Source organism: Halomarina oriensis, from assembly GCF_009791395.1.
GTDB lineage: Archaea > Halobacteriota > Halobacteria > Halobacteriales > Haloarculaceae > Halomarina > Halomarina oriensis.
Genome location: NZ_WSZK01000021.1, coordinates 34,938 through 53,760, shown reverse-complemented (window position 1 = coordinate 53,760; position 18,823 = coordinate 34,938). Strand labels below are relative to the sequence as shown.

At 68.9% G+C, this 18,823-nt stretch carries 17 protein-coding genes; 9 read left to right on the top strand and 8 right to left on the bottom strand.

What is annotated here, in order from left to right; genetic code table 11:
* Positions 1-129 precede the first annotated feature (129 nt).
* The gene (locus GQS65_RS12815) at positions 130-1,290 is read left to right on the top strand and encodes a glutathione-independent formaldehyde dehydrogenase (RefSeq protein ID WP_158205035.1); all 1,161 of its coding nucleotides are present in this window, start codon (positions 130-132) and stop codon (positions 1,288-1,290) included.
* A 30-nt stretch (positions 1,291-1,320) separates the two neighbouring features.
* Here the strand turns inward: GQS65_RS12815 and GQS65_RS21930 are convergent, their stop codons facing one another.
* Positions 1,321-1,443, bottom strand: a complete 123-nt coding sequence (locus GQS65_RS21930) for a hypothetical protein (protein ID WP_267902914.1) — start codon at positions 1,441-1,443, stop codon at positions 1,321-1,323.
* Positions 1,444-1,583: 140 nt separating this feature from the next.
* Between GQS65_RS21930 and GQS65_RS21410 the strand changes: the two genes are divergently transcribed.
* Positions 1,584-1,730 (top strand): hypothetical protein, encoded by a 147-nt coding sequence (locus GQS65_RS21410; RefSeq protein ID WP_199268458.1) that lies wholly within the window; start codon positions 1,584-1,586, stop codon positions 1,728-1,730.
* Positions 1,731-1,763: 33 nt separating this feature from the next.
* Here the strand turns inward: GQS65_RS21410 and GQS65_RS12810 are convergent, their stop codons facing one another.
* Complete coding sequence (locus GQS65_RS12810) at positions 1,764-2,900, bottom strand: CobW family GTP-binding protein (RefSeq protein ID WP_158205034.1); 1,137 nt, start codon at positions 2,898-2,900, stop codon at positions 1,764-1,766.
* 154 nt (positions 2,901-3,054) lie between these two features.
* Here GQS65_RS12810 and GQS65_RS12805 point away from each other — a divergent pair, with 154 nt between their 5' ends.
* The 5 genes from GQS65_RS12805 to GQS65_RS12785 all read left to right on the top strand — a co-directional run bounded on the left by GQS65_RS12805 (position 3,055) and on the right by GQS65_RS12785 (position 10,258).
* Positions 3,055-4,566: an NADH-ubiquinone oxidoreductase-F iron-sulfur binding region domain-containing protein gene (locus tag GQS65_RS12805; RefSeq protein WP_158205033.1), complete on the top strand. Its 1,512-nt coding sequence runs from the start codon at positions 3,055-3,057 to the stop codon at positions 4,564-4,566.
* A gap of 1 nt (position 4,567) precedes the next feature.
* Positions 4,568-7,858 carry a formate dehydrogenase subunit alpha gene (fdhF, locus tag GQS65_RS12800; RefSeq protein ID WP_158205032.1) on the top strand — a complete coding sequence of 1,097 codons (3,291 nt, stop codon included), beginning with the start codon at positions 4,568-4,570 and terminating at the stop codon, positions 7,856-7,858.
* 367 nt (positions 7,859-8,225) lie between these two features.
* Positions 8,226-8,519, top strand: coding sequence for a hypothetical protein (locus GQS65_RS12795; RefSeq protein WP_158205031.1), 294 nt, complete (start codon positions 8,226-8,228; stop codon positions 8,517-8,519).
* 34 nt (positions 8,520-8,553) lie between these two features.
* Positions 8,554-9,168: a molybdenum cofactor guanylyltransferase gene (mobA, locus tag GQS65_RS12790; RefSeq protein ID WP_158205030.1), complete on the top strand. Its 615-nt coding sequence runs from the start codon at positions 8,554-8,556 to the stop codon at positions 9,166-9,168.
* Positions 9,169-9,214: 46 nt separating this feature from the next.
* The gene (locus GQS65_RS12785; RefSeq protein WP_158205029.1) at positions 9,215-10,258 is read left to right on the top strand and encodes a phosphotransferase family protein; all 1,044 of its coding nucleotides are present in this window, start codon (positions 9,215-9,217) and stop codon (positions 10,256-10,258) included.
* A 13-nt stretch (positions 10,259-10,271) separates the two neighbouring features.
* On the opposite strand, the gene yqeC is transcribed toward GQS65_RS12785, so the two are convergent.
* Positions 10,272-11,006: a selenium cofactor biosynthesis protein YqeC gene (yqeC, locus tag GQS65_RS12780; RefSeq protein ID WP_158205028.1), complete on the bottom strand. Its 735-nt coding sequence runs from the start codon at positions 11,004-11,006 to the stop codon at positions 10,272-10,274.
* Positions 11,007-11,110: 104 nt separating this feature from the next.
* On the opposite strand from yqeC, the gene GQS65_RS12775 reads away from it, so the two are divergent.
* Positions 11,111-12,484, top strand: coding sequence for a diaminobutyrate--2-oxoglutarate transaminase family protein (locus GQS65_RS12775; protein WP_368280129.1), 1,374 nt, complete (start codon positions 11,111-11,113; stop codon positions 12,482-12,484).
* 84 nt (positions 12,485-12,568) lie between these two features.
* The gene (locus GQS65_RS12770) at positions 12,569-13,363 is read left to right on the top strand and encodes an SDR family NAD(P)-dependent oxidoreductase (protein ID WP_158205027.1); all 795 of its coding nucleotides are present in this window, start codon (positions 12,569-12,571) and stop codon (positions 13,361-13,363) included.
* A 79-nt stretch (positions 13,364-13,442) separates the two neighbouring features.
* Here the strand turns inward: GQS65_RS12770 and GQS65_RS12765 are convergent, their stop codons facing one another.
* The 5 genes from GQS65_RS12765 to GQS65_RS12745 form a co-directional block, all read right to left on the bottom strand.
* Positions 13,443-14,033, bottom strand: a complete 591-nt coding sequence (locus GQS65_RS12765; protein ID WP_158205026.1) for a 50S ribosomal protein L15e — start codon at positions 14,031-14,033, stop codon at positions 13,443-13,445.
* A 183-nt stretch (positions 14,034-14,216) separates the two neighbouring features.
* On the bottom strand, positions 14,217-16,400 hold the full coding sequence (locus GQS65_RS12760; RefSeq protein ID WP_158205025.1) for an amino acid permease: 2,184 nt from the start codon (positions 16,398-16,400) through the stop codon (positions 14,217-14,219).
* Positions 16,397-16,858, bottom strand: coding sequence for an NAD(P)-binding protein (locus GQS65_RS12755; RefSeq protein WP_158205024.1), 462 nt, complete (start codon positions 16,856-16,858; stop codon positions 16,397-16,399). The genes GQS65_RS12760 and GQS65_RS12755 overlap by 4 nt, the downstream gene beginning before the upstream one ends.
* Before the next feature lie 83 nt (positions 16,859-16,941).
* A complete protein-coding gene (locus GQS65_RS12750) occupies positions 16,942-17,409 on the bottom strand; it encodes an Lrp/AsnC family transcriptional regulator (protein ID WP_158205023.1) in 468 nt (155 codons plus the stop codon).
* Positions 17,410-17,500: 91 nt separating this feature from the next.
* Positions 17,501-18,727 (bottom strand): trans-sulfuration enzyme family protein, encoded by a 1,227-nt coding sequence (locus tag GQS65_RS12745; RefSeq protein ID WP_158205022.1) that lies wholly within the window; start codon positions 18,725-18,727, stop codon positions 17,501-17,503.
* Between the last annotated feature and the right edge of the window lie 96 nt (positions 18,728-18,823).

Genomic DNA, 18,823 nt, shown 5'->3' with positions numbered 1-18,823 from the left:
CCGGGGTCTCTCCGGTCGGCGTGGAGGTGTCACGCTGGAGTCGGTCACGGAGACCGGACCACAGAGAACCCCTGCAAAAACGGTAAGACGAAACGTACCATTCAGATAGACCGGTGTGAACAAATGTCAATGGACGCAGTAGTGTATCAGGGACCCAAGGAGGTCGCCGTCGAGGAAGTGGAGGAACCGGAGCTACAGCACCCGAACGACGTCGTCATCGACATCACGACGTCGTGCATCTGTGGGTCGGACCTGCACATGTACGAGGGGCGAACCGCGGCCGAACCGGGCATCGTGTTCGGTCACGAGAACATGGGTATCGTCCAGGAGGTCGGCGACGGTGTCGACACGCTCCAGGAGGGCGACCGCGTCGTCGCGCCGTTCAACGTCGCCTGTGGCTTCTGTGAGAACTGCGAGGACGGCTACACGGGGTTCTGTACCAACGTCAACCCCGGCTTCGCCGGCGGGGCGTACGGCTACGTGGCGATGGGGCCGTACAAGGGTGGACAGGCCGAGAAGCTGCGCATCCCGTACGCTGACTTCAACGCGCTGAAACTGCCCGAGGGGAACGAACACGAGGACTCGTTCGCGCTGCTCGCGGACATCTTCCCGACGGGGTGGCACGGAACCGAACTCGCGGGCCTCCAGCCCGGCGAGTCCATCGCCATCTTCGGGGCCGGACCGGTCGGGCTCATGGCCGCCTACAGCGCGAAGATCAAGGGTGCGGCCGAAATCTACACCGTCGACCGCGTCCCGAGTCGCCTCGACCTCGCGGAGGAGCACTGCGACGCGACGCCCATCAACTTCGAGGAGGGCGACCCGGTCGAGCAGATCATCGACGCCCACGGCGACGAGGTCGACCGGGGCGTCGACGCCGTCGGCTACCAGGCCATCGACCCGGACACCGACCCCGGTTCGGACGCCTACGACCCGGCGCGGGAGAACCCGGCGGTCGTCCTCAACCAGTTGATTCGGACCGTCCGGCCGACCGGCCAACTCGGGATTCCGGGGCTGTACGTCCCCTCGGACCCCGGTGCGCCCGACGAGATGGCCGCGCAGGGCCGACTCGGTATCGACTTCGGGAAACTGTTCGAGAAGGGCCAGCGCCTCGGGACGGGCCAGTGTAACGTCAAGGAGTACAACCGCGAACTCCGTGACCTCATCATCCAGGGGCGGGCGGACCCCTCGTGGGTCGTCTCCCACCGCGTCGGCCTGGACGAGGCCCCCGAGATGTACGAGAAGTTCGACAACCGCGAGGAGGGCGTGACGAAGGTGCTCCTCGAACCGTAGTCGGCGAACTCCGTCTCTCCCCGACGCGGGTCAGGTCGTGACCCACCTGTCGGGGTGGTGCTCGCGGAGGTGGTCCTGGTAGGCGCGGACCATCTCCGGGTACGACCCGGCGAGCATCCGCCAGTCACAACGGTCACAGCGGCCAGTGAGCATACTACGACCCTCGTCTGGACTGTCGTGTGCTATCGGACTACAGACGTACCCCCCACGGGCTACACTCGTAGCGTGGCGTGTCCGGCCCGCCGTTCGCCGGGCACACAACCGTTAACAGCGAACACGGCGAAGAGAGGGCGATGTGCCTCTACTGTACGATGAACGAGGGCTGGTCGGCGCTCCTCCAGTACGACGACGTCTACCAGGAGGCGATGGGCGGGACGAGCGAGTCGACGTACGGCTTCCACGAGTCCTACGACGACATCCGCGAGCAGGTCGGGCCGTAGCCGCGGGTCGAGGCAGTACCCCGACCCGGTAGCTCACCCCAGCACCGTCTCGCGGGGGAACGGGTCGTCCTCGGCGTCGGGTGGGGTCGCTCGCTCCTCGTCGGTGGCGAGACAGTCGTCGAGGGCGGCGACGAGGGCCTCGCGGTCGAGGGTCCGGCCGATGAAGACGAGTCGCGTCGCGGGGTCGTCCTCGCCCCACTCGCCGATGGGGCCGACGCGAACCGACGGTCCGGCCTGGCTGTAGCCGACGACGGTGTCGGGGCGACTCGTCAGCCAGCAAAAACCCTTCGCGCGGACGACGCTCCCGTCCCACTCGTCGAGCCACGTGTCGAAGCGGGCGGGGTCGAACGGCCGCTCGCGCCGGTAGACCGTCGACTCGATACCGTGGGCGGCGGCGGCCGACTGCTCGCCGTGGTCGTGGCCGTGACCGTCGCCGTCGGCCCCGTCCGTCTCCGCCTCGCCCGCGAGTTCGCGCTTCCAGCCCTGCTCGCGGCTGGCCGCCTCGAAGTCGAAGCGGCCGGTGTCGAGCACCGCCTCGGGAGGCACGTCGGACTCGACGGTCCGGTAGCGGGCGGCCCGTGGCTGGAGGCGACCGATCACCGCCGCCATCTCGTCGAGGACGTCGTCGGGGACGAGGTCACACTTGTTGAGCAGCAGGACGTCACAGAACTCGATGCCGTCGACGAGCACGTCCGCGAGCGGGCGCGTCGGGTCGTGACTCTCGGGCAGGGACTCGCCGGCGTCGAACTCCTTCCAGAAGCCGTAGGCGTCGACGACGCTCACCATCGTATCGAGGCGGTAGCCGTCCGGTGGGTCCCGTTCGCCGTCGCCCACGGTGAGCGTCCGGGCGATGGGCACCGGTTCGGAGATGCCCGACGCCTCGACGACCAGCGCGTCGAACTCGCGTTCCGCGGCGAGACGCTCCAGCGACGTCAACAGGTCGCCCTGGAGCCGACAGCAGATACAGCCGTTCGAGAGGTCGACGATGCCGTCGTCGGTCCGTTCGACGAGTTCGGCGTCGACGTTGACCTCACCCATGTCGTTGACGACGACGGCGACGTCGCGGCCGCCGGGGTCCCGGAGCAGGCGGTTGACGAGCGTCGTCTTCCCCGCGCCGAGGACGCCGGTGACGACGGTCACGGGGACGACGCCTCCGTGCGTGGCACTCATACCCACAGCGTTGGCGACCGAGGCGTATCAACCCGACGACGGGAGCACGGGAGCGTGTGGCACGACGAGCGTGACGTGATTCGTGGTTCGAGACGGGACATATCGCCTCTGCCGGGAGGTCGCTTTTGTGATAGGCCGTCGCATGGTATCGTAGATGGAGAAGACGACAGACGGCGGCACGGTTTCGACACTCAGGGTGCCCCTCGATTCGGCACTCCGAGGGGCCGCACGCGACGTCGACGAGGGAGTCGTCGTCACCGCGGTCGGCCCGACCGGCGTCGAACGGAGTGGACCGCTAGTGACGGCGACCGTCGACGGTCGGACCGCGTTCTTCACCGACCCCGACCGCGAGACGGTCCGCGGACTCGCCGAATCGCTCGCCGACGAGGAACTGCCGACCGACGGCGCGGACGGTGTCGTCGGCCACGACATCGGCGTCGGGACGCTACCGACCCCCGACGGAGGACCGCTGTCGGTCGGGACGCGGCGCGTCCTCGGTCCGTGTGGCTGGGTCGCTCCCGACGACCTCGACGCCCTCGGCGGCCCGACCCGCGGTGACCCGCGCCAGGAGGTCCGCGAGGCGGGCCTGCTCGGGCGAGGCCGTGGTGACGGTGCCCCGGACCGGCCGGTCGTCGACGAGTGGGACCGAGCGAACGACGCCGACGGCGACAGCGTGGTCGTCGTCAACGCCAACGAGGCCGACTACCGCGCCGAGGGCGACCGCCTGTTGCTCGAGAGCGCACCGCTGACGGTGCTCGACGGGGCGCTGCTCGTCGCCCGTGCCGTCGAGGCGACGGACGTCGTGGTCTACCTCAACGAGGACGACGCTACCGCCCGACAGCGCGTCGAGGACGCCATCGCAGCGCTCGGCGAGCACGACGGACGTGACGACGTGGTCCCGGAGGTCGTCGCCGGCCCCGACCAGTACACGGCCGGCGAGATGACGATGGCGCTGGAGGCGATGGAGGGCGCGGACCGCATCGAGGCACGTCTCCGCCCGCCGTACCCGAGCGAACACGGCCTCTACGGGCGACCGACCGTCATCCACACGCCTCGGACGCTCGCACAGGTCCGCTCGCTCGTCCGCGACGCCGAGGCGTTCGGGTCACGCTCGGAGAGCGACGACCCCGGGACGCGCCTCGTCAGTGTCGCCGGCGACGTGGCTCACCGCGTGACCGTCGAACTGCCGACCGGCGCGTCGCTGTCGCGGGCCCGCGAGGCGATGGACGTCGAGGGCCGGTTCAAGATGGCCTGCGTCGGCGGCCAGTTCGGTGGTCTCACCCGGTCGCTGGACGTTCCGGCGAGCGCCCCCGCGCTGGCGGCGGCCGACCTCGGCACGAACGGCGTCGTCGAACTGTTCGACACCGGGCAGTGTGCCGTCGAGACCGCCGGGAGTCGCGCCCGGTTCGCCCGCGACGAGAACTGTGGTCGCTGTGTCCCCTGCCGCGAGGGGTCGAAACAGCTCCTCGACCTGCTGCGTGACGTCTACGACGGCAGCTACGAGGCCGACATGCTCCGGGAGTTGACCCGGACGATGGCGACGACGAGTACCTGTGCGTTCGGGTCGGAGGCGACCCGACCCGTCACGACCGCGATGGACGACTTCGAGACCGAGTTCCGTGCCCACGCCGAGGGACGCTGTCCGAGCGGGGCCTGTGACATCTAACATGAGCACCGAACAACGAGACACCACGACCGAACCGACACCACTGCCACGGGTCCCGACCGTCGACGACCCGACCCACGAGACGCCGCTGACCGAGGACTTCGAACCCGGCACGGCCAACGACCCGCACGTCCGGGCGAGCGACGAGGTGACCGTCACCGTCGACGGCCACTCGGTCGCCGTCCCCGAGGGCCGGACGCTGATGGACGTCATCGACGACCTGGCGACCGAAGAAGACGTCCCCGCGCTCTGTTACTACGACCGCGGGACCGAACAGGCCGAGGAGATCGGCCCGCGCTCGGAGTGTCGCACCTGCATGGTCGACACCGAGGAACACGGGACCGTCCCCGCCTGCTCCCACCCCGTCGAGGAGGGCCTGACCGTCCACACCGACGGCGCGGACGCCACGGAAGCGCGGGACGTCAACCTCGACCTCGTCCTGTCGAACCACAACCTCAGATGTACGACGTGCAACGCCAACGGCGACTGTGAGTTGCAGGAGGCCTCCATCGAACAGGACGTCTGGGAGCCACGCTACGGCGTCTTCGACGAGCGTTCGGAGTACGAACCGCTCGACGACACCTCCTCGTTCATCCAGATCGACCGCAACAAGTGCATCCTCTGTAACCGCTGTGTCGAGGCGTGTAACGACGTGCAGGTCTCCGGCGTGTTGCGCATCGAGAACCACGAGGGCGAACCGCGCATCGCGTTCCAGAACGGCGCGGAGACGATGGAGTCGTCGACGTGTGTCTCCTGTGGCCACTGTTCGACGGTCTGTCCGACCGGCGCGCTCACCGAGACGCACATGGGCGGCGTGGCGACGCTGCCGATTCCGGGGTTCAACCAGAAGAACTCCATCGGGAAGAGCTACGACCACGAACCCGCCGAGACCACCTCCGAGACCGTCGCCGCGAACCGCGGGCACGGGGTACCGGGTGTCGACGATATCGACCCCGGCGAGAAGCAGGGCGTCGCGCGCTACATGGCGAAGGCCCGTCAGAAGGCCGACGTCTCCGTGAAGGGCCTCGGGAAGAAGGCGTGGCAGCAGGTCGAACACGTCACCGAGGACCTCGCGGCGAGTACGATGCCCGAGGGCGTGCTGTTCGGCATCGCCGACACCTGGTCTGACGTCCAGTGGTCCCGCGTGGACAAGACCGAGACGACCTGTGGCTACTGTGCCGTCGGCTGTCGGTTCGACGTCTACACGAAAGACGACGACTTCCTGGCCGTCCAGCCGACCGAGGCCGAGAACGCCCCGGCCAACGACTTCTCGACGTGCGTGAAGGGGAAGTTCGGCTACGAGTTCGTCGACGACGAGGCCCGCCTGGAGAAGCCGCTGGTACGTATCAGCGACGAGCGGCCGCTCCCGGCCGGCCAGAAGGAATCCGAGGAGTACCCCGGCTTCCGCGAGGTGTCGTGGGACGAGGCGCTCGACGTCGTGGCGGAGGGGTTCCAGGACATCCGTTCCGAGACCGGCCCCGACGCGCTGGCGTGTTTCGCCTCCTCGAAGGGGACCAACGAGGAGGCCTACCTCGTCCAGAAGTTCGCGCGGAGCGTCCTGGGGACGAAGAACATCGACAACTGCGCGCGGCTCTGTCACTCCTCGACGGTGGCGGCGCTCCAACAGACCGTCGGCTACGGCGCGATGACCAACCGCATCAACGAGGACGTCGCCGAGGCCGACGCCTACCTCATCACCGGGTCGAACACCACCGAGTCCCACCCGGTGCTCTCGACGCGCATCAAGCAGAACCTGCGTGACGGTGCGGAAGCGTACGTCTTCGACCCGCGGAAGGTCGAAATCGCCGAACACGCCACCCAGTACGCTCGGACGAGACCGGGCTACGACGTCGCCTGGTTGAACGGCCTGACGCGATACATCATCGAGCACGACCTGCACGACCGGTCGTTCATCGAGGAGCGCACCAAGAACTTCGAGGAGTTGAGGGAGAAGGTCGACCCGTTCACCCCCGAGGAGGTCGAACGGCTGGCGGGCGTCCCGCCCGAGGAACTCGAAACCGCCGCGCGGGGCATCGCGGAGGCCGACAAGGTGGTGTTCGGCTGGGCGATGGGGATGACCCAGCACGCCCACGGGACGCAGAACTGCCTGGCGCTGGCGAACCTCGCGCTCGTGACCGGCAACGTCGGCAAGCAGGGTGCGGGCCTCTCGCCGTTCCGCGGCCAGAACAACGTCCAGGGCGGCGGCGGCGACATGGGGACGCTCCCGACGAGCCTCCCGGGCTATCAGGACCTCACCGACCCCGAGGTGCTCGACAAGTTCGAAGACGAGTGGGGTGTCCGCCCACCGGACGAGGAGGGTCTGAAGGTGCCCGAGACGTTCGAGGAGGCCGGAAAAGGCAACATCGAGGGGATGTACGTCGTCGGCGAGAACCCGGCGCTGTCGGAACCGGACATCGACCACGCCACCGAGTCCCTGGAGGCGCTCGACTTCCTCGTCGTCCAGGACATCTTCATGACCGAGACGGCGGAGTTCGCCGACGTCGTCCTGCCCGCCGCCACCTTCCCCGAGAAGGACGGCACGTTCACCAACACCGAACGACGCGTCCAGCGCGTCCGCAAGGCGATGGACGCCCCCGGCGAGGCCCGCACCGACATGGATATCCTCTGTGACCTCGCGGGCCGGTTCGACCACGACTGGGACTACGACTCCTCGTCGGACGTGATGGACGAGATCACGCGGCTCGTCCCCATCTACGGCGGGATGCAACACGAGCGCTTGGACGAGAAAGGCGGTATCCAGTGGCCCTGCTGGGACGACGAACACGAAGGGACCGACTTCCTCTACGAGGAGGAGTTCAACTTCGACGACGGCCTCGCACGGTTCGTCCCCGCCGACATGGGCAAGCCCGGTGAACTCCCCGACGAGGAGTTCCCGCTGACGATGACCAGCGGGCGCGTGCTCTACCACTGGCACACGGGGACGCTCACCCGTCGCGTCGAGGGACTGATGCACCACGTCGGCGAGAGCTTCGTCGAACTCAACCCGACCACGGCGGAGACACTCGGCGTGAGCGACGGCGAGTACGTCCGCGTCACCTCGAAGCGTGGCGACATCGTCGTGAAGGCGGAGGTGACCGACCGGGTCGGCGAGGGCGTCGTCTTCGTGCCGATGCACTTCGCGGCGGGGGCGGTCAACAAACTCACCCAAGAGCACTTCGACCCACAGAGCGGCATCCCCGAGTACAAGGTGGCGAGCGTCCGCGTCGACGCGCTCGGCACCGACCCCGACGAGGAGCCGTTCGACTCGACGGCCGTCGCGGACGACGACTGAGTCACGCCGCGACACCCCCGCGGCGATGGGAGTTCCGTCACCGGCCGAACGACGCCGTTCGCGTCTACGGTTCGCGTCACACGGGTAGTACGATTCGCCGAGAAGTACTACGAAAGCAACGAACCACCCGACGGGACGGGGTCGTTCCGTAAACAGTCAGTTTCCGAAATCAAAGACACGCGACAATACTCATGTGGCTGGCCGACGTCGGTAGCTGTAGCTCGTAAGACAACAGCGCAGAGAAAGGGGTCCGTGGTGGTACACGCCCACTTCTCTCCCAGTCGACATAAGCGTTGGCACGAGTGGCGACGCTGTCGGCGGGCGGACGGCCGCAGACCGGCGCACAGGCGGCCTGCGAGTCACGACCATGCCAACCGACAACGGAGCCTGTGACTGGGAGTCGACCGTCGTCGTCGTCCACGAGTGGGGCGGCGACCGGTCGCTGGAGCGTTCGATAGCCATCGGAATCGTCGACCTCTGTTCGACGACGCGACCACCGCGGCCCACGCCCGGCGAGTCGGAGCGAGTCGCCACCATCGACGAGGTGTTCTCCGGGAGCCACCTCCTCGGCGGCGAACTCACCGTCGAGTACGCCGGCTACGACGTCGCCGTCAAGCACAACGGCGTCGTGCGAATCGAGGGCCCGACGGTCGAGGAGTGAGGAGGCTTTTGCGACACGCGGTCGAAGACCGGCCATGCTCACCGCCGTCGTCGTCGCGGGCGGGCGCTCGACGCGGTTCGGCGAGGCGGACAAGGCCGTCGCCGGCCTCGCGGGCGTCCCGATGGTCCGCCGGGTCGCCGACCGACTGGTCGAGGCCGTCGACGCAGTGATCGTCAACTGCCGGGGCGACCAGCGCGACGCCATCGCGGACGCTCTCGCGGACTACCCGCTCCCCGTCGCGTTCGCCGTCGACCCGGCCCCCGACGAGGGGCCGATGGCCGGCATCCGAACCGGCCTCCGCGCCGTCGAGACCGAGTACGCGTTCGTCTGTGCCTGTGACATGCCGTTCCTCGACCATCGGGTCGTCGACCTGCTCGCCGAGCGAGCGCGGGGCCACGACGCCGCCGTCCCGAAACTCGACGACGGCTGGTACCAGACGACTCACACCGTCTACCGGGCCGAGACGATGGCCGACGCCTGCGACCGGGCGCTGGCGCGTGACGACCACAAGATACTCGCGCCGCTCGAAGACCTGGACTGGGTCGTCGTCGACGAGGAGTCGGTTCGTGCTCGCGGGTCGGTCGAGACGTTCGAGAACCTGAACACCCGCGAGGAGTTCGAGCAGGCGGCCGAACACTTCGCGGAGTGAGTCGACCGTGGCGTAGCTTTATCGACAGGTCACGTGGACGTGGCCCATGCCCGACGATGCCCGCGACGACCCTCCCCTCGACACCGTCCGCGAGGTGGCGAGACGAGTGCTCGACGGTCCCCTCCGAGGCGTCACACGCATCGAGAAGGGCGTCAACGCGCTCTACCGACTCGACGGTGAAGCCGAGACGGCCGTCCTGAAGACACCGCTGTACGCCACCGAAGCCGCGTTCCTCGCCGAACCCGCCGTTCTGGAGCGTATCGGTCGGGGGACGCCGGTTCCCGTTCCCGAGGTGCTGGCCACCCTCCCGGCCGACGACGGACCGCTCGACACGCCGTCGTACGTGATGGCGTTCGTCGAGGGTCGGGACGTCGACCACGTCCCGACGCTCTCGCCGGCGACACGCGACCGACTCGTCCGGGAGGCGGCGACACATCTCGCGGCGATACACGACCTCGGGACCCCCGACCGCTACGGCCAGTTGACGGTCGAAGACGGGCAACTCGTCGTCGCTCCCGCGTTCGACTCGTGGTGTGCGCAGTTCGACGCGATGGCCGAGGACGTGACCGCCGCGCTCGGTGGCGACGGCCCGCTCACCGACGCCGAACCACGATTCGCCGACCTCGCAAGCGAGGTCCGGGCGGCGCTGGTGGACGCCTCCGCGGTCCCCGAATCACCCGCCCCGTCGCTCGTGGTTCGGGACTACCGCCTCGCCAACCTCGTGCTCGGTGGCGAGGACGCCGACCCGCTCGTCCGGGGCGTCCTCGACACGAGCGGCCTCGTCGGCGACGCGCTGCTCGACGTCGCCAAGGCCGAGGCAGCGCTCGTCGATCTCCCGCTGGGGGGGACCGACGAGGCCGCGACGCTCCGCGAGACGCTCAGAGCGACGTACGCCGAGCGACGCGGGTGCGACCCGGACGACCTCTTCGACCAGCGCTACCCGTGCTATCGACTCTATGCGAGGGCGTATCGACTGAAGGCGTTCGACTACGCGATGCAGTTCACACGGGAGACCGACGCCGACGCGGTGGCCGAGCGGTCCCGACGGTTCGTCGCCGACCGTCTCGCGGCGGTTCGAGCGACGGGGTAGCGGCCGACCGGAGTCAGACCGTCTCGACCAGCCGTCCCTCTCGCAGGCACGTCGACGCGACGTAGGGGACCGAACAGCGGTCGTGGACGGCGTCGGCGACGTCGCGGGCCACGGCCGCCCACTCCTCGTCGTCGACCTTGTTGAGCGTCGGAACGACCCGTGCGTTCGGTGGGATGTCCTTCCGCCCGCCGCGTTCGCTGGCGAGGACACGGGCGACGTGAATCGGTTCGACGGTGTCGCCGACCGCGAGGTCCGCGAGGTCCGCGACCAGTTCGGGACGGTGGACGTGCTCTTCGGTCAGTGGCTTCCCGACGACCTGCACGCTCGCCAGCGCGACGACGGAGGTCGTGCTCGACGGCAGTTGCGGTTCGTGCTCGTCAGGCGCTTTGAACTCGCGGTTGCGTGCGCCGTCGGCCTTCACCAGAACGGGGTCGTCCACGTTCGCCGCGATGGCGTCGACCGTCTCGTTCTCGTAGCCGGCGTAACGCGGGTCGTCGGGCGCGGCCCGTTCGGGGACCAACCCGAGCGGTCGGTCGTCGTGTTCGTCGAGTGCCGCGACGGGGTCGGGGGTGACGGCGACGGCCATCTTGTCGTCGAAAATCGGGATACGGACGCTCGCGGTGACGATCGCCGGGAGACGGTCGGCGAGCGTCCACAGCGTCGTCTTCTTCCCGCCCGCACCGACGACGCTCACGACGGGCGTCCGGTCGTCCTCGCGGGTCGCACCGAGCGCTTCGGAGAGGTCCATACCGTACCTGCTCGGGGCACCGTGGAGAGTGTTGTGTCGGGGCATCGAAGACGGAATACGACGCAAGCAACGACTACACCGCTGGGACTCCAGAGTACTACACAGTGACAGACGATAGCGACCGGGGGGCTGGCCGGCGCTCCGGCGACCCGTCGAACGAACGGCTGGTGGACAGGCAGGCGAGCAGGGAGTCGAACGCCCGGACCTACCCGCGCTACCTCCCGATGGCCGTCGACCACGCGGAGGGTGTCGAACTCGTCGACGTCGAGGGGAACCGCTACTACGACTGTCTGGCGGGGGCGGGGTCCATCCCGCTTGGACACAACCACCCGGTCGTCGTCGACGCGATTCGAGCGGTGCTCGACGACGGCCGGCCGACCCACACGCTGGACCTGACGACGCCCGTCCGTGACGCGTTCCTCGACACCGTGCTGGCGACGCTCCCCGAGGAGTTCGCCGAGAACGCCCGCGTCCAGTTCTGTAGCCCGGCCGGCACCGACGCGGTCGAAGCCGCTCTCAAACTCATGCAGACGTCGACGGGCAACCGCGACGTGCTGGCGTTCCGCGGCGCGTACCACGGCATGACGGCCGGGTCGCTCGCGCTGATGGGCGACACCGCTCCCCGCGAACACGTCGAGGTGCCCGGCAACGTCCACCACCTCCCGTACCCGTACGACTACCGCCCGCCACTGGGCATCGGCGGGGAGGCCGAACACGAGGCGCTCGCCGCACAGACCGAGTCGCTGCTCTCGGACCCGCTGTCGGGCGTCGAGGACCCCGCGGCGATGGTGCTCGAACCGATGCAGGGCGAGGGCGGGTCCATCCCGTCGCCCGACGGCTGGCTCCGCGAGATGCGCCGTATCACCCGCGAACACGACGTGCCGCTCGTCCTCGACGAGATACAGTCGGGCGTCGGCCGGACGGGCACGATGTACGCCTTCGAGCACGCCGACGTCGTCCCCGACGCCGTCCTGCTCTCGAAGGCCGTCGGCGGCGGCGTCCCCCTCTCCATCCTCGTCTACCACGAACGCTACGACGAGTGGGCCGCCGGTGCGCACGTCGGTACCTTCCGCGGCCACCAACTCGGGATGGCCGCCGGCCGCGCCGCCCTGGAGTACATCGTCGAAGAGGACCTGCCGGCCCACGCTGCCGACGTCGGCGAGCGCCTGCTCGACCACCTGCGGGAGAGCGCGAGCGGTCGCCCCGAACTCGCGGACGTTCGCGGCCGCGGACTGATGCTCGGCGTCGAACTGGTCGACACCGACGCCGGGGCCGACGCGACGGGGGCACACCCGCCCGATTCGGACCTCGCCGTCGCCGTCCAGCGCGAGTGCTTCGAGCGCGGCCTCGTCGTCGAACGCGGCGGGCGCGAAGGAGCGACCGTCCGGTTCCTGCCGCCGCTGGTCGTCACGAGCGAGGAGGTTGACGACATCGCCGAGCGGTTCGAGGCCGGCGTGGCGGCCGCACTCGACGGCTGAGCGGACGCCCAGGACACACCGTGGACGGGCCACGGAGACGACGCCGGCCGGACGACTAAGCGGGCGGCGCGAGTACCACGGTTCATGGGCGACATCTACGGCGCGTTCGACGACGAGACGGTCATCGTGACCGGCGGGAGTGCCGGTATCGGACGAGCGGTCGCACGAGGGTTCGGCGAGGCGGGCGCGACGGTGGTCGTCGCGGACGTCCGCGAGGCCCCGAAGGTCGAGGAGGAGACCACACCGACCCACGAGGTGATACGAGAGGCCGGCGGCGAGGCGGAGTACGTCGAGACGGACGTGAGCGATCCCGACCAGATTCGGTCGGTCGTCAAGGCCGCCCGCGCGTTCGGCGGCGTCGACGTGATGGTCAACAACGCGGGCGTCCACGTCAACGAACCGTTCCGGGAGGTGACCCTCGAGCAGTTCGAGCGAGTCAACGCCGTCAACACACGGGGTGTCTTCTTCGGGACGCAGGCGGCGGCCAACGACATGATCGAACGCGACGAACCGGGAGCCATCGTCAACACCGCCTCCACCACCTCTCGCAAACCCGAGTGGGGCCACTCCCACTACGCCGCGACGAAGGGCGCGATTCGGATGATCACCCGAAGCGCGGCGTTCGAGTTGGCACAGTACGGCGTCCGGGTCAACGCCGTCGCCCCCGGCCCCATCGCCACCGAGATAACGGAGGGCTGGTCCGAGCGGGCCGAACAGTCCGTCGGCGGTGGGGACGCAGACGACGAGCGAGTCGGACCGCCGACACGGGCGGGTCGCCCCGAGGACCTCGCGGGGGCGTACCTCTACCTGGCGAGCGACCAGGCCGACTACGTGACCGGGACGAACCTGTGGGTCGACGGCGGGTCACAGCTCTCCTGAACGAGACGAACGCGACAGGACGGCACCGTCGCTGGGCGGTCGTGAGAACGGAGAGAACTGAATCGGCCTCGTGGCCGAGTTACTTGCCGCGGTTGTCGTTCGCGCCGATGGACGGGCGGACCTTCTCCGCGCCCGTACCGCGGTTGTTGAGGCCGCGCCCCTTCTGGCCGGCGGCGGTCTTGCCGCGGAACGCGCGACCCTTCTGGGAGTCGGCGCAGATCCAGTTGAGGTCGTCGTCGTTCTGGATGGCGGGGTGGTTGGGGTCGAGGAGGATCACCTCGAACCACTTCTGCGAACCGTCTTCGCCGACCCAGTAGCTGTTGAGGACACGCAGGTTCCGGTAGCGGCGCTGGGAGCGCTCCTCCGCGATGCGCTGGAGGTTCTTGTTCCGGGTGATCTTGTTGACGCCTTGGCGCTTCGAGCGGCGGCCCGCCTTGAAGCGCTGTTTGCGGGCACCGCCCTTGCGGACGGAGACGCGGGCGACGACGACGCCCTGTTTCGCCTTGTAGCCCAGTTCGCGGGCGCGGTCGAGGCGGGTCGGGCGCTCGACGCGCTCGATGGCCCCCTGTCGTCGCCACTCCTGCTGTCGCTGCCACTGTAGCTCTGCGAGTTTCCCCTCCTTCGGGGACTCCCAGGCCTCCTTGATGTGAGCGTAGAAGCTTCGTGCCATGTGTGTTCACCGACGGGCGTTGGCGGTTCAGCCAGGACGCGACTCCGACGGAGCCACGCGGGCCACATTCCGGCCTGCCGTAGCAGGTGCCCGCTGGTGCCCGTCCGTCCAGCGAGTTGCCGGGACTACCTTCGTTGCCTACTTGAGGGCTTCGAAGCCCGCCGAAAGGCGGTGTGTCGGGTGTCAGAACACGACGCGTTCGAGCAGTCGCCGGACCAGCCCCGGCCGCCCGGACTCGTGGGGGTAGACCGTCAGTTCGGTACACGCCGGCGGCGTGTTCGGGTCGCGGTCGAACAGCGCCCCCCGGAGGCGGTGGTCGGCCCCGCGACGGACGACGAGGTCCGGGGCCGGCGGGAGGCCACCGTCGGTCCGGTAGGACGCGGGGGCGACGGGCGCGGAACAGAGCGCCGCCAGTTCCCGCTGGTAGTCGGCCAGCGTCCGCTCGGCACGTTCGGGCGGGTCGGCCGACGCGCCGAACCGGAAGGCGACCTGTCCACCGGCGGCGCTGGCGAGTCTGTCGGCGACGGCCACCGTCCCGGGGTCGAACGGGCCGTCGTCGCTCTCGAGGACGACCGTTCGTGGCGCGTCGTAGCCCCGGTTCTCGACGAGTACCACGTCACAGGGCGCGTGCCGGACGACCCAGTCGATGGGGTCGCCGACGACCCGCGAGCGCAGACGGAGGCGCTCGTGTTCGGCGACGATGGTGTCGACGCCGCGGTCGGCGGCGTGGTTGACGACGGCGTGTTTCGTGTCGTGACTGACGACTTCACCCGTCTCGACGGGCACGTCGAGGTCGGCCGCCAGCGCGGCGAGTCGCTCCTCGAAGGCGACGTCGGCGGGCGACTGTGCCGTCGCCGTCCCGTCGAGTGGGGCCTGGTCGGGCACCTCCTCGAAGCGGACGACCTCGACGCGGCCGTCACGGTCGCGCACGAGGTCGGCGGCCAGGCGGACGAGCGCCGCCTCGCGGTCCGGGGCCGACTCGCGGGTGAGTGCGACGAGTACCTCGGTGGCGTCCTCGTCCGCGACGACGTCGGCCGTCGCCGCGAGGACGTCCCGACCCACCCGTCGGCGGACGATGTCGGTCGCCGCCCCCTCGCGGTGGACGCGGCGGCGGGCGTAGCCGTAGTACCACGCCACACTGCCGAGGACGATGACGAGCGCCCCGACGATGGGAACCGTCCCCATCTGCGTGAGCAGGGCGAGGCCGCTGAGAGCGCCGAACACCTGCATCCAGGGGTAGAGCGGACTGTGGAACGTCGGTTCGTAGTCGGCGCTCCCCTCGCGGAAAGCGACGACGGCCGCGTTGACGAGCACGAAGACGAGAATCTGGAACGCGCTCGCGAGTTTCGCGATGTCGAGGACGGGGACGAACGCGATGAGCGCGAGCATCACCGCGCCGGTGAGCGTGATGGCCCGCGTCGGCGTCCCGAACCGGTCGTGGATGTGGCTGAACGACGGCGGCGCGAGACGGTCCCGGCTCATCGCAAGCGGGTAGCGCGACGACGAGAGGATGCCGGCGTTGGCCGTGCTGACCAGCGCGAGCATCGCCGCGCCGACGACAGCCCACAGGCCGAACGTCCCGAGGGTCACGTCGGCGGCGTCGGCGACCGGCGTGTCCGACCCCGCGACCACCCCGGCGTCGGTGACGCCGACGATGATGGCGACGATGCCGACGTACAGCAGCGTCGTGAACACCAGCGAGCCGAGGATGCCCAGCGGGATGTTCCGGCCGGGGTCCTCGACCTCCTCGGCGACGCTCGCCACCTTCGTCACGCCCGCGTAGGAGACGAAGACGAGACCCGTCGCCGCCAGCAGGCCGCCCCAGCCGTCGGTGAGGAACGGCTGGAAGTTGGCCTGCTCGACGCTGCCGGCGCTGCCGACGACGAACCACGACAGCGCGGCGAGCATGAGGACGACGATGACGACCTGGAGCCGGCCGGTCTGTTTCGCCCCGAGCAGGTTGACGACGACGAGCAGGGCCGCCAGCGCGAGTGCGACCTCCCGGACGGGCAGGTCGAACAGCAACACGAGGTAGGGGACGCCGCCGACGAGCGCCAGCGCGCTCTTGAACGACAGCGAGAACCACGTCCCGATGCCGGCGATGGTGCCGAGCAACGGCCCCATCCCGCGTTCGATGAAGATGTACGTCCCACCGGCTTCGGGCATGGCCGTCGCCATCTCGGACTTCGAGAGGGCGGCCGGGACGACGAGCAGGCCCGCCAGCAGGTACGCGACGACGACGGCGGGGCCGGCGACGCTCAGCGCCAGCGCCGGCAGGATGAAGATACCGCTCCCGATCATCGCGCCGATGCTGATGGCGAACACCGCGCCGAGGCCGAGGTCGCGTTCGAGCGTCTTCCCGGTCATCGAAGGCGACCCGCGAGCGCGTCCTCGACGTTGCTCGTCACACAGACCGTCTCGTAGTCCAGTGGCCGGAACGTCTCGACGTGGTCGGGGTCGTTGACCCGGACGAGGACCGTCTCCACGTCGAAGCACGTACGAGCGAGTTGGGCGACGAGCAGGTTCGACCCGTCGCTCGTCGTCGCGGCGACGACGGCGTCGGCCTCGGAGAGCCCTGCTCGTTCCAGCACGACGGAGTCGGTCGGGTCGCCCTCGACGACGGGCACGCCGGCGGCCATCGCCTCGGTGACGACGTCGGGCGTGTCGTCGACGAGACACGCGTGGGCACCGTCGGTGCGGAGTCGGTCGACCAGCGCACGGCCGACCCGTCCGCCACCGACGACGTGGATGGTTCGAGCGTTCTCCGGGCGACCGGCCGGGACGGAGGCCCGGCGCGAGGTCGGGGGTGGTGTCGATGTCGTCATCTTCGGATACCCCCCATTCGAGACGGAAACATAAGAACTAGCTCATTCTATTCTCGATTCCGCAAAATATGCAGCAATAATTGCTAATCTGTCCTTTCGAACCCGTGGTACGGGTTCGCGAAGTCGTTGCGGATGAGGTCCTCGTCGACGATCTCGAAACCGAGGTCGTTGAGTTCCCGACCGATTCGGCTCAGGTCGTCGCCGTCGGTGCCGACGACGCCGATGTGGACGTTCTCGGCTCCCGTCATCACCTCCCGGACCGAGACGACGCCCTCGATGTCGAGGGCGTCGCGTGCGAGTTCCTCACGCTGGGGAATCGGAGCGGTACAGACGATGAGGGTGTACAACTGGTAGCCGGCGCGTTCGTAGTCCACGTCCGCGTGGTAGCCGCGGACGATCCCCGTCTCTTCGAGGCGAGCGATACGGTTCCGGACGGTGCTCGCGGAGACACCGACGTCTTCGGCGATGGTCGACGACGAGGTGTGGCGGGCGTCCGCCTGGAGCGCGTGGATGATGGCTCGGTCGATGCTGTCGAGGTCCACATCGGGCATACAGGGAGACCACACCCCACCGGCCGAAATACCCCCCGGTCGAAACGAGACGACGAGCGAACGGTGGAGGGCAGAACGCGGGCCGGGCGGGTTACGGCGACGGTGACTGGTGGGTGGCGTCGACCGCCGCGAAGCCACGGTCGAGATCCGCGAGGAGGTCCTCGACGTGCTCGATGCCCACCGAGACGCGAATCAGGGTGTCGGTGATGCCGACGGCTTCGCGTTCCTCGCGGGGGATGGGTTCGTGGGTCATCGCGGCGGGACACTCGATGAGGCTCTCGACGCCGCCGAGGCTCACCGCGAGCGTGAACTGTTCCAGATTCCCGAGGAACGCCACCACGTCGTCGATGTCGCCGTCGAGTTCGAACGAGAGGACGCCGCCGAAGCCGGTCTGCTGCTCGCGGGCGAGGTCGTACTGCGGGTGGGATTCGAGACCGGGGTAGAGGACGCGGGAGACCTGCTCGTGGTCCTCCAGGTACTCGGCGATACGCCGGGCGTTGGCCTCGTGCTGACGCATCCGCACGGGCAGGGTCTTCGTCCCGCGCAGGAGGAGGTAGCTGTCGAAGGGGGCGAGCATGTTGCCGAGGGCGACCTGCTGGAGGAACCCCAGGGATTCGGCCAGTTCGTCGCAGTCGGTGACGAGCGCCCCGCCGACGCTGTCGGAGTGGCCGTTAAGATACTTCGTCGTCGAGTGGGCGACGAGGTCCGCGCCCAGCGCGAGCGGTCGCTGACAGAGCGGACTCATGAACGTGTTGTCGACGCCGAGCAACGCACCGTGCTCGTGGGCGACCGAGGCGATGGCACCGATATCACAGAGCTTCATCAGTGGGTTCGTCGGCGTCTCCATCCAGACGAGCCGGGTGTCCTCGCGGATGGCCGCTTCGACGTTCCCGGTGTCGGTGGCGTCGACGAACGACACCTCGACGTTCAGGCGCTTCACGAACAGTTCTTCGAGCATCCGGCGCGTGCCGGCGTAGAGGTCGTCGAAGGCGACGACGTGGTCGCCCGGTTCGACGGTGGCGAGCAGGGCGGTGTTGATGGCCGCCGTCCCCGAGGAGAACGCGAAACCGTGGGTGCCGCCTTCGAGGGCGGCGAGGCGCTGCTCGACGGCGTGGCGCGTCGGGTTCGACAGCCGCGAGTAGAGGAACTCCCCGCGAGCGGGGTCGACGTCCTCGAGCGAGAGACCGGTGTCGAGCGCCGGCAGCGCGAACGTCGACGCGAGGTGGATGGGCGAGACGACGTCGCCACGACCGGTCTCGGGGGCCGGTTCCTCACCGTGACTGACCGCGCGCGTCTCGACGTGAGAGTCGTGGGACATACTCGCACCTCCACGTAAACTGCGAAAGACCTTTCGGGAATCTGATAATAAACGAGTTCGCAAAAATTACCGTAATTCATCACACCGGGAAGTCGA

Bases quoted from the DNA above. Each gene is read 5' to 3' on its own strand.
- GQS65_RS12785 (WP_158205029.1), top strand. From the start codon at position 9,215: ATGCCCGACGATGCCCGCGACGACCCTCCCCTCGACACCGTCCGCGAG.
- fdhF (WP_158205032.1), top strand. From the start codon at position 4,568: ATGAGCACCGAACAACGAGACACCACGACCGAACCGACACCACTGCCA.
- GQS65_RS12750 (WP_158205023.1), bottom strand. From the start codon at position 17,409: ATGCCCGATGTGGACCTCGACAGCATCGACCGAGCCATCATCCACGCG.
- GQS65_RS12795 (WP_158205031.1), top strand. From the start codon at position 8,226: ATGCCAACCGACAACGGAGCCTGTGACTGGGAGTCGACCGTCGTCGTC.
- GQS65_RS12755 (WP_158205024.1), bottom strand. From the start codon at position 16,858: ATGACGACATCGACACCACCCCCGACCTCGCGCCGGGCCTCCGTCCCG.
- GQS65_RS12765 (WP_158205026.1), bottom strand. From the start codon at position 14,033: ATGGCACGAAGCTTCTACGCTCACATCAAGGAGGCCTGGGAGTCCCCG.
- GQS65_RS12815 (WP_158205035.1), top strand. From the start codon at position 130: ATGGACGCAGTAGTGTATCAGGGACCCAAGGAGGTCGCCGTCGAGGAA.
- yqeC (WP_158205028.1), bottom strand. From the start codon at position 11,006: ATGGACCTCTCCGAAGCGCTCGGTGCGACCCGCGAGGACGACCGGACG.
- GQS65_RS12745 (WP_158205022.1), bottom strand. From the start codon at position 18,727: ATGTCCCACGACTCTCACGTCGAGACGCGCGCGGTCAGTCACGGTGAG.
- GQS65_RS21410 (WP_199268458.1), top strand. From the start codon at position 1,584: ATGTGCCTCTACTGTACGATGAACGAGGGCTGGTCGGCGCTCCTCCAG.
- GQS65_RS12770 (WP_158205027.1), top strand. From the start codon at position 12,569: ATGGGCGACATCTACGGCGCGTTCGACGACGAGACGGTCATCGTGACC.
- GQS65_RS21930 (WP_267902914.1), bottom strand. From the start codon at position 1,443: ATGCTCACTGGCCGCTGTGACCGTTGTGACTGGCGGATGCTCGCCGGG.
- GQS65_RS12760 (WP_158205025.1), bottom strand. From the start codon at position 16,400: ATGACCGGGAAGACGCTCGAACGCGACCTCGGCCTCGGCGCGGTGTTC.
- GQS65_RS12810 (WP_158205034.1), bottom strand. From the start codon at position 2,900: ATGAGTGCCACGCACGGAGGCGTCGTCCCCGTGACCGTCGTCACCGGC.
- mobA (WP_158205030.1), top strand. From the start codon at position 8,554: ATGCTCACCGCCGTCGTCGTCGCGGGCGGGCGCTCGACGCGGTTCGGC.
- GQS65_RS12805 (WP_158205033.1), top strand. From the start codon at position 3,055: ATGGAGAAGACGACAGACGGCGGCACGGTTTCGACACTCAGGGTGCCC.